This is a genomic window from Microbacterium resistens NBRC 103078 (assembly GCF_001552355.1).
GTDB lineage: Bacteria > Actinomycetota > Actinomycetes > Actinomycetales > Microbacteriaceae > Microbacterium > Microbacterium resistens.
This window is the reverse complement of the sequence record NZ_BCRA01000072.1, coordinates 22732-31362: the sequence shown is the minus strand read 5'-3', so window position 1 is coordinate 31362 and position 8631 is coordinate 22732. Positions and strand designations below refer to the sequence as shown.

6 protein-coding genes are annotated in these 8631 nt (G+C 69.6%); 1 reads left to right on the top strand and 5 read right to left on the bottom strand.

Annotated features, from left to right (window positions below; genetic code table 11):
- The 5 genes from MR1_RS12610 to MR1_RS12590 form a co-directional block, all read right to left on the bottom strand.
- On the bottom strand, positions 1–1105 hold a 1105-nt coding region (locus tag MR1_RS12610; protein ID WP_084344610.1), incomplete at its 3' end, for a glycosyltransferase.
- On the bottom strand, positions 1102–2220 hold the full coding sequence (locus tag MR1_RS12605; protein ID WP_067247247.1) for a polysaccharide pyruvyl transferase family protein: 1119 nt from the start codon (positions 2218–2220) through the stop codon (positions 1102–1104). The genes MR1_RS12610 and MR1_RS12605, both read right to left, overlap by 4 nt.
- 65 nt (positions 2221–2285) lie before the next feature.
- Complete coding sequence (locus tag MR1_RS20575; protein ID WP_169797690.1) at positions 2286–3908, bottom strand: ABC transporter ATP-binding protein; 1623 nt, start codon at positions 3906–3908, stop codon at positions 2286–2288.
- Positions 3909–3960: 52 nt separating this feature from the next.
- Positions 3961–4812, bottom strand: a complete 852-nt coding sequence (locus MR1_RS12595; protein ID WP_067247244.1) for an ABC transporter permease — start codon at positions 4810–4812, stop codon at positions 3961–3963.
- Between the two features lie 203 nt (positions 4813–5015).
- The gene (locus MR1_RS12590) at positions 5016–6182 is read right to left on the bottom strand and encodes a nucleotide sugar dehydrogenase (protein ID WP_067247240.1); all 1167 of its coding nucleotides are present in this window, start codon (positions 6180–6182) and stop codon (positions 5016–5018) included.
- A 39-nt stretch (positions 6183–6221) separates the two neighbouring features.
- On the opposite strand from MR1_RS12590, the gene MR1_RS12585 reads away from it, so the two are divergent.
- A complete protein-coding gene (locus tag MR1_RS12585) occupies positions 6222–8552 on the top strand; it encodes a glycosyltransferase (protein ID WP_067247237.1) in 2331 nt (776 codons plus the stop codon).
- The last annotated feature ends 79 nt before the right edge of the window (positions 8553–8631 follow it).

Below are 8631 nucleotides of genomic sequence, written 5' to 3'. Positions count from 1 at the left end.
CCGTGCTTTCCCGCACCGTCTCGAGGAAGAGCGTCAACGCGTCGGTCTTCCGCTCCCAGGACTGGTCGCGTGCCCCCGCCTCGCCGAGTCGATTCGGCGACGGGTGCGCGAGCGCGCGCTCCAGGGCCGCCGCCGCGTCAGCGTCGTCGCGGTAGGTCTCGATGCCGAGGTCGGATCGGCCACGGATGCCGGGCGTCTCCCTGGCCACGACGCTCAGCCCCGCCGCCAGGTACTCGTAGAGCTTCATCGGGCTGCGCCCCGCGTTGAGCGGGTCGTCCGACAGCGGCAGCAGCCCGACCCGCGCCGAGTGCAGCAGGGCGGGCACATCCGTGTACGGAACGGCGCCGAGGACCTCCACGTTCGCGGGCAGCGCCGATGGGGGGCGGGGGTTCGGACCGGCGATGAGGAAGGGGACGTCGGGGTGCCGGCGGGCCCAGGCGGCGACCTGATCCCAGTCGAAGCGATCGTCGAGCGCTCCGACGAAGACGCAGCGCGCGGAGCGGGGGCGCTGTTCTCCGGCCGGCGAGGCGAAGCGCCCGAGCTCCACTCCGTTCTCCAGGACGAGCGCGGGCACGCGGGGGGCTCCCAGGCTCCGCAGCACCTCGTCGGACGTAGCGACGACCGCGTCGGCCGCATCCAGGATCCGGCGCTGCACGTCGTGCTTGAGGCCGCCGGGATACAGGTCCGTCGGGCGATAGACGAGGGTCCGGGACAGGGAACGCACCGATTCGTCCCAGAGCAGCGGCTGATCGATGAGCACGGCGTCGAAGCGGCCGTCGATCCCCTCGCGCTCCAGCATCCTCGCCACGCGGAACCTGCCGAGCGGCACCGGCACGATGGTCCGCGGAACGACGTGCAGCACGCCGTGCGCGTCCCGGCGGGGACGACGCGGCACCGCGGCCAGCTCGCTCGGGCGGACGCGCCCGGTCAGCCGGTGGAGGGTCGAGATCGGGGTGCTCACGTGCACGACGTCCGCGCCGCGCTCGGAGAGCACACGTGCGTAGTGGTGGCTTCCCACGCGGAAGGGCCCGAACGGGTGGCTGTGCGAGAGGAAGAGATAGCGTGCGCGTCCCGCCGCGGGCCGCTGCGCCTGGCCGCCCGTCATGTCCGGGCTCGCTCGATGCGCGCGCGGATCTCCCGGTGGATCCGGGCCAGATCCGTCGCCGCGCGGTGCACGCGCTCCGCGACCTCGGCCGCACGCTCGGGACTCGGGCGCAGGATCGCTCGCAGCTGCTCGGGCTCTCGGGCGGATGCATCGTGCGACACGCCGTCCAGGCCGATGGCCGCGAACGCCTCCGTGATCTTGGCCGTCGGGTGCGGGACCAGCTCGACCGGGATCGCCCCGCTCAACGCGGCCAGCACGAGGACGTGCATCCGGTCGCTCACGACCAGCTGCGCGCCGTCGTAGCGCTCCCGGAGGCGCTCCTCCTGGTCCCGGGGGTCGACGTCTCCCCACGGCTCGAACTCGCCCCCGAGAAGGCGGGCCAGCTCTCGTGCGCGCTCCTCGTCCTCGCGCACCTGGACGACCGTGCGAACGGTGAGTCCGGCGTCGTCCGCCGCTCGGCGCACCCCGTCGAGCCACGCCGCGTCAGGAAGCGGTCGCGCCCCGCGCAGGCTCACCACCAGGTCGGTGCGCTCATGCCAGTCGCGACCGGGACGGGATCCGGCGGCGAAGCCGATGTCGGGCGCGAGCCTCCCCGCGCGCGCGATCCGCATCGTGCGGGCGTCGCGCCACAGCGCCACCTGGGAGAGACGGGCCGCGAGGCGGTGGATGGCGAGCGCGGGCCAGGACGGCGCGCGGATACCCCGCGGCGGGCGGACAACCACTCCCCCTTTGAGCCGGACGATCAGGGTCTCCGCAAGGAACACGAGTTCCCGGAGCCCGTTGCCCCGATCCAGGGGAATCTCACCCGCCTCGAACACCAGGACGGGACGGCGCGGTGCCGTGAGGAGCAGCCAGAGCCAGCGGGGGACCGATCTCTTGGACCGCAGCACCACGGCGTGCGCAGGCACCCCCAGCTGTCGGAGCCACACGTCGGGCCCCTCACCGGTGTACGCGACCAGCTCGTCGCTCGTCCCCTCCGCCCACCGCAGGGTCTCGCGCCGGATGAGGGCGTCGCCGATGTTGCCCGCCGGGCCGGTGAGGGAGACGAAGGTCCGCGTTCGGCGAGTCGCGGTGCCGCGCGAACGGCGAGGGGATCGCTGTTCTGACGTTCGCATGGGCAGGCCTCGACGGTTTCTCAGGGTGGAGTCGTACACGGAGGAGCTCGTGCCGCGACGACCGCTCAGGGATCGAGGGTCGGAAGAGGCGTCGGCTCGATGGTCGGCGTCGGATCGACGGGCGGGTCCGACGGATCGACGGGCGGGTCCGACGGATCGACCGGCGGCTCCGAGGGCTCCACGGGCGGGCTGCTCGGCTCCTGCGGAGTCGTCGGCGCCGGCGCGGGCTCCTCCGGCTCGGGGTCCGGTTCGAAGAACTCGTCCTCCGGCACCTCGGGGACCGGGGTGGGCGTGGGAAGCACGCGGGTGACCGTGAGGGGGGCGCTGGTCCGGGTCCCGTCCGCGTTCTCGGCGGTCACCGTGTAGACGGTGGATCCCGTCGCACACGAGAACGGGACGACGCGATCCGTGATCCGCGCGGGCAGCGCGGCGGCCACCGGGAAATCGAGCGCGTCGACCTGCGCGGGGCCCGCGCCCAGAGCGACCTTCTCCGCGTTGTCGATCTGCCAGCTCAGCAGCACCTGCGCCTTGGCGTTCTCCGCCGGGCAGTCGACGGTCACGGCGTTCGCGGTGAAGCTGCGGATCACCGGTCGTTCATCGGCCGCGCCGTCGGCCCGAGGCGGAGACGACGGCTCGGGTCCGGACGGCGCCGCGACGCTGGCGAGCGCGCCGATGATCGCGCCGGCCGCCACCGCGAGAAGCACGGCGACGCCGGTGAGCACCATGAGCAGGACGCTGCGCTTCTGCGTGCGCTGCGCGGCGCGACGGTGGCGTTCCCGACGCGCGACGGTGCGGGCGCCGAGCTCGGTCGCCGACGCGACGCCCTCGGCCGCCGGTGCGCGTCCGCTCGGCGCGGCACCGTCGGCTCCGGGGCGAGGCTCGAATCCCACGGCGATCGGCGCGTTCTTCGTCGAGGGCTTCGCCGCGGACGCCGCGCCCACGGCATTGGCGCCGGGCTTCTTGGTCCAGGCGAGATACTCGTCGACGACCTCGTCGGAGGGCCCATCGGCGATCAGCTCGCCCTTGTGCACCCACAGCACGCGCTCGCACGTGCTCTTGAGCGAGCCCGCCGAGTGGCTGACGATCATCACCAATCCCGCGCTGTCGCGCAGCTCGTTGATCCGCTTCTCGCTCTTCGTCCGGAAGCGGCGGTCCCCCACCGCCAGCGCCTCGTCGATGAGGAGGATCGAGTGCGCCTTCGCGGAGGCGATGGCGAACTTCAGGCGCGCGGCCATGCCCGACGAGTAGGTGCGCATCGGGTGGTAGATGAAGTCGTTGAGCTCCGCGAAGTCCGCGATCTCCCCCACTCGCGCGGCCGCCTCGTCGGCGGGGAAGCCCATGGCGAGCAGACCGAGCTTGATGTTGTTCTCGCCCGAGAGCTCCGGCACGAGCGCCGCGTTCACGCCGAGGAGAACGGGACGATCACGCGCGTAGATCGCGCCCTCGGACGGCGGAATGAGCCCGGTCATCGCCTTGAAGAGCGTGGACTTTCCGGAACCGTTGTGGCCGACGACGCCGATCGACTCGCCTTCTCTCGCGGTGAAGCTCACGCCCCGCAGGGCGGGGACCGTCTGGAGATCGCGCCCACCACGGATGCTCCGTAGGCTGAACAGCGACTCGCTCCCCGACACGCGCTTCCCTGACGCATATACACGGTAGTTCACGTGGACGTCGTCCGCGACGATCATGGCGCGAGGCTCCGCGTCGAGGGACTCTGTCAGTCGATCGGGAAGCAGGAGATCAGTCACTGAGGCCATACCTCGGCTCGCCCTGCCAGAAGAAGATCACGCCGCCGACGATCATCACCAGTGCCCAAGTCGGCGCAGCGATCCAGGCGAGCAGCGGGGCCGAGTGCCCGGACAGAAGCACATCACGAGCGAGTGAGATGAAGTCGTAGGTCGGGATGAGGTGTGCGATCGTCAGCAGCGCCGGATAATCGGCCAGGGCGCCGTCGATGTTGAAGATGATGCCCGTCGCGTAGAAGAGAACGCGGTTGATGATCGGGATCAGTTGTTGGATGTCCCGCGTCCGCACCGAGATCCGGGACACGACGAGAGTCAATCCGAGGTTGAAGACTCCCATGGCGGCGAGGAGCGGGATCATGAGCAACCAGGACCAACTGATCGGTTCGCCGAAGATGAGCAGCAGGATGCCTAGCAGCAGCATCACGGGGATCATCCGCATCGCCTGTTCCGCGACTACGGATATCGGAAGCAGGATGCGCGGGAATCCGAAGCTCTGCACGAGCTTCGTGTTTCCTGTGATCGCCTTCGAGCCGTTGCCGAAGCAGCTCGTAAAGAATTCGAAGACAAAGACACCGACGATGAGGAACTGCAAAAAGTTCGCAGGGCGAGCCGCTCCGGAGAGGATGAAATGGAAGATCGTCCCGTAGATGATCGCGATCGACAGCGGCTTGAGCACGATCCAGAGCACGCCCAAGCGGTTCGGCAGCAGACTGCCGATCAGCCGGCTTCCCGCGAGCCGCAGGGCGAAGGTGCGCATGTGCCAGGCCTCGGCCAGGTAGGCCCCCAGCGGTGGTCGCGTTCCCACCGCGATCAGCCCGGCGCCCGCAGGCACAGTGATCGCTCCCATGCGGATCCCTACCTTCCTGCGCGACGCGTGTTGCGCCTGCATGAGGCGCGGGCACACCGGAACATGTTACCGCACAGCGTCCGCACCCTCCTGGGGTCGCTGCCACACCATTACGCATGGTGACGGCGAGCCGTAGCGGCCTCTCGTCCGCGAGGGTAGCCACGGCCAATTGCAACCGAGTCCCCCTCCCACCCGGTGAAAACTCAGTCGCGGCCGTAGATGTCGCGAGTATAGATCTTGTCCGCGACATCGGCGAGGGCGTCGGTGGCGCGGTTGGCGATGATCACGTCCGCCCGGGCCTTGAACTCGTCCAGGTCGCGCACCACCTCGGAGTGGAAGAACTCGTCATCCTCGAGGGTCGGCTCGTACACGACGACCTCGATCCCCTTCGCCTTGATCCGCTTCATGATGCCCTGGATCGACGACGCACGGAAGTTGTCGGAACCCGACTTCATCACGAGCCGGTAGACGCCGACCGTCCGCGGGCCACGCGCGAGGATGTCCGCGGCGACGAAGTCCTTGCGGGTGCGGTTGGCGTCGACGATCGCCGCGATCAGGTTCTGCGGCACCTCGGAGTAGTTCGCGAGCAGCTGCTTGGTGTCCTTCGGCAGGCAGTAGCCGCCGTAGCCGAACGACGGATTGTTGTAGTGCGAGCCGATGCGGGGGTCGAGGCCGACGCCCTCGATGATCTGCCGGGTGTCGAGGCCGTGCACGGCGGCGTAGGTGTCGAGCTCGTTGAAGTAGGCGACGCGGAGGGCCAGGTACGTGTTGGCGAACAGCTTGATCGCCTCGGCCTCGGTGGGATCGGTGAGTAGCACCGGCACATCGGTGGCGATGGCGCCTTCCAGGAGGAGGTCGGCGAAACGCTGTCCGACGGGGCCGCGGTCTCCCACGACGATGCGCGACGGATGGAGGTTGTCGTACAGCGCACGCCCCTCGCGAAGGAACTCCGGCGAGAACACGATCGTCGCGTGCGGGTACTCGGCGTTCATCCGGGCGGTGAAGCCCACCGGCACCGTGGACTTGATCACGATCGCGGCATCCGGGTTGATGTCGAGGACAGCGGCGATAACGCCCTCGACCGAGGACGTGTCGAAGTAGTTGGTGACCTCGTCGTAGTTCGTCGGAGTCGCGACGACGACGAACTCGGCGGCCCGATAGGCCTCGTCCGCATCGGTCGTCGCGGTGAGATCGAGCTCCCGGGTGGCGAGATAGTCCTCGAGCTCGGGATCGGCGATCGGCGAGACCCGCCGACCCAGCATCTCCACCTTCACGGGATCGATGTCGAGGGCGACCACCTGATGGTGCTGAGCGAGGATGACGGCGTTGGACAGACCGACGTATCCGGTCCCCGCGATGGCGATCTTCATTCCCTTAGGTTATCCAGCCCGCGGATAGACTCGGCTCCGATGACCCCGCGCCCTCTGCTCACCATCGTCATCCCCGTCTCGAACGACGAGACGACCGTGGCGACAGCCATCGACAGTGCTCTCTCGCAGACGGTCCCCGACATCGAAATCGTCTGCGTCGACGATGCCTCCACGGACGGCACGGCGACGATCCTCGAACGGTTCCGGGAACGTGACCCGCGCGTTCGCGTCCTGCACCATGATCGCAACCTCTCCGCGTTCGAGGCGAGGCGCACCGGCATCCTGGCCGCGCGCGCTGATCACGTTCTCTTCCTCGACGGCGACGATGAGCTGGAGTCGAATGCCGTAGCCACCACGATCACTCGGGCTCGGGAATCGGGCGCCGACATCGTCGGGTTCGGCGTGACCGTGGTCGAGCGCGACGGCCGTACCGGGAGCCCTTACGAAGCCCGGCTGCAGCCTCCGCAGCTCACCCTCGCCGGCGACGACGTGCTGCGCGCGCTCTTCCCGGTCGGCAGGCCCGCGCAGGGCCAGCTGTGGCGGTTCCTCTTCCGCACGAGCGTGCTGCGTGAGGCGTACGCCCTGCTGCCGGACGAGCTCGTGCTGGCGCGCATCAACGATCTCCCGCTGCTCTTCCTCGCTGCGTCGCACGCGACGAGCTACACGGCGGTGCCGGACAAGCTGTATCGGTATCACTTCGGCCGGGGTGGCAGCGGGCATCGCGTCGACAGCGTCGAGCGGGCACGGTTCTACACGGGGGCGATCACCTCGGTCGACTCGATCGGTCCGGCCGTCGAGACGCTCGCGGAGAGCCATCACGACCCGGATCTCCTGCGCGCGACGTACACGTCGGTGCGCCTGTCGATCATCGGCTACGTCTGCTACCAGCTCGTCGAGCACAGCGACGAGACGATGCTCGACAGCGCGCTCACGCACCTGCACACGGTCGCGACCGACCATGACATCGTGCTTGCAGCGGCACGCTTCTACCCGGCGACGCTCAGGGCTCTCAAATATCACGCGACGTGGCAGGGCCTGCCGGAAAGCGGGGTACGCAGCATCCTGCTCGTCACCTCGACGCTGCGCACCGGCGGCGTCTCCGCGGTGCTCGCCTCGCAGGCGCGCTACCTGCGCGAAGCGGGCTACCGCGTCACCGTCGTCGCACGAAACGGCGGGAACGATGCGAGCGTGCTGCCCGCAGGCGTTCCGTTCATCGAGCTGGCCTCGCGTCAGCTCCCCGCACAGCTGACGCAGTGGGCGGAGATCTGCCGGGCGCACGAGATCGATCTCGTCATCGACCACCAGGTGCTGTACTCCGATGCCTGGCCGGAGTTCGCGCTCATGGCACGGGCGGAGGGCGCGGCCACGATCGGCTGGCTGCACAACTTCGTCGCACGGCCGGTGTACGACGGCAACGAGCGGCTGACACTTATCGAGCGGTGCAGCCCGGTGCTTGCGCAACTCATCACACTCTCTCCGCTCGATGTGGCCTACTTCCGCCTCCGCGGGATCGAGCACGTGGCCCACCTGCCCAATCCCCCATCGCCCCTGCTGCTCGAATCGGCGACGGACGCCCGCGAGAGGTCCGCCCCGACCGAACGACTCGAGCTGGTCTGGTGGGGCCGGCTGGAGCAGCGAACGAAGCAGGTGCGCGAGCTCGTCGCGGTCGGCGCGCAGTTGCGCGCCCTCGAGGTGCAGTTCCGACTGAGGATCATCGGCCCCGACTGGGACGACGTCACGGCCAAGAAACTGAACGCGCTCGCCCGTCGCCGGGGCGTCGGTGACGCCGTCCACGCGGTCGGGCCGCTGCGGGGAGAGGCACTGATCGCCGCGATCGACAGGGCGGACGCCTTCGTCTCGACGAGCGTCATCGAGGGATATCAGCTCACGATCGCCGAAGCACAGTCACGCGGGCTGCCCGTGTTCATGTACGAGCTGCCCTGGCTCACCCTCGTGCAGGGAAACGACGGCGTGGTCGCGGTGCCGCAGGGGGATGCGCGCGGGCTCGCGAGCCGGCTCGCCGACACCCTCGCGGATCCCGAGCACTACGCCGCTCTGTCACGGGCGTCGCTGGAGGCCGCGGCGCGGGCGCGCGCCTACGACTTCCCCCAGCTGTACCGTGGCGTCGTCACCGGCGCGCTCCCGTCGGAGTTCTCACCGCAGCCCACGCTCGACGACGCCCGGCAATTGCTCGGTTTGATGGTCTTCTTCGCAGAGCGCGCCGGCGGACGCACACGGGCGGCGGACACCTCGACCTGGGGAGCACGAGCATGGCAGGCGGCCGCTCCCCTCGGTCGGGTGGCACTGCGGCGCATTCCGGGGCTGCAGCCCCTCGCCTACCGTGCGAAGGGGTGGCTCGGCGCGCGCTGAGGCTCTTCGCATCGCTCGGGCGCATCCGAAAACGCGCCGTAGGATGGTCGCGGCGCCCCGCCGGATGCGCCCCGTGCGC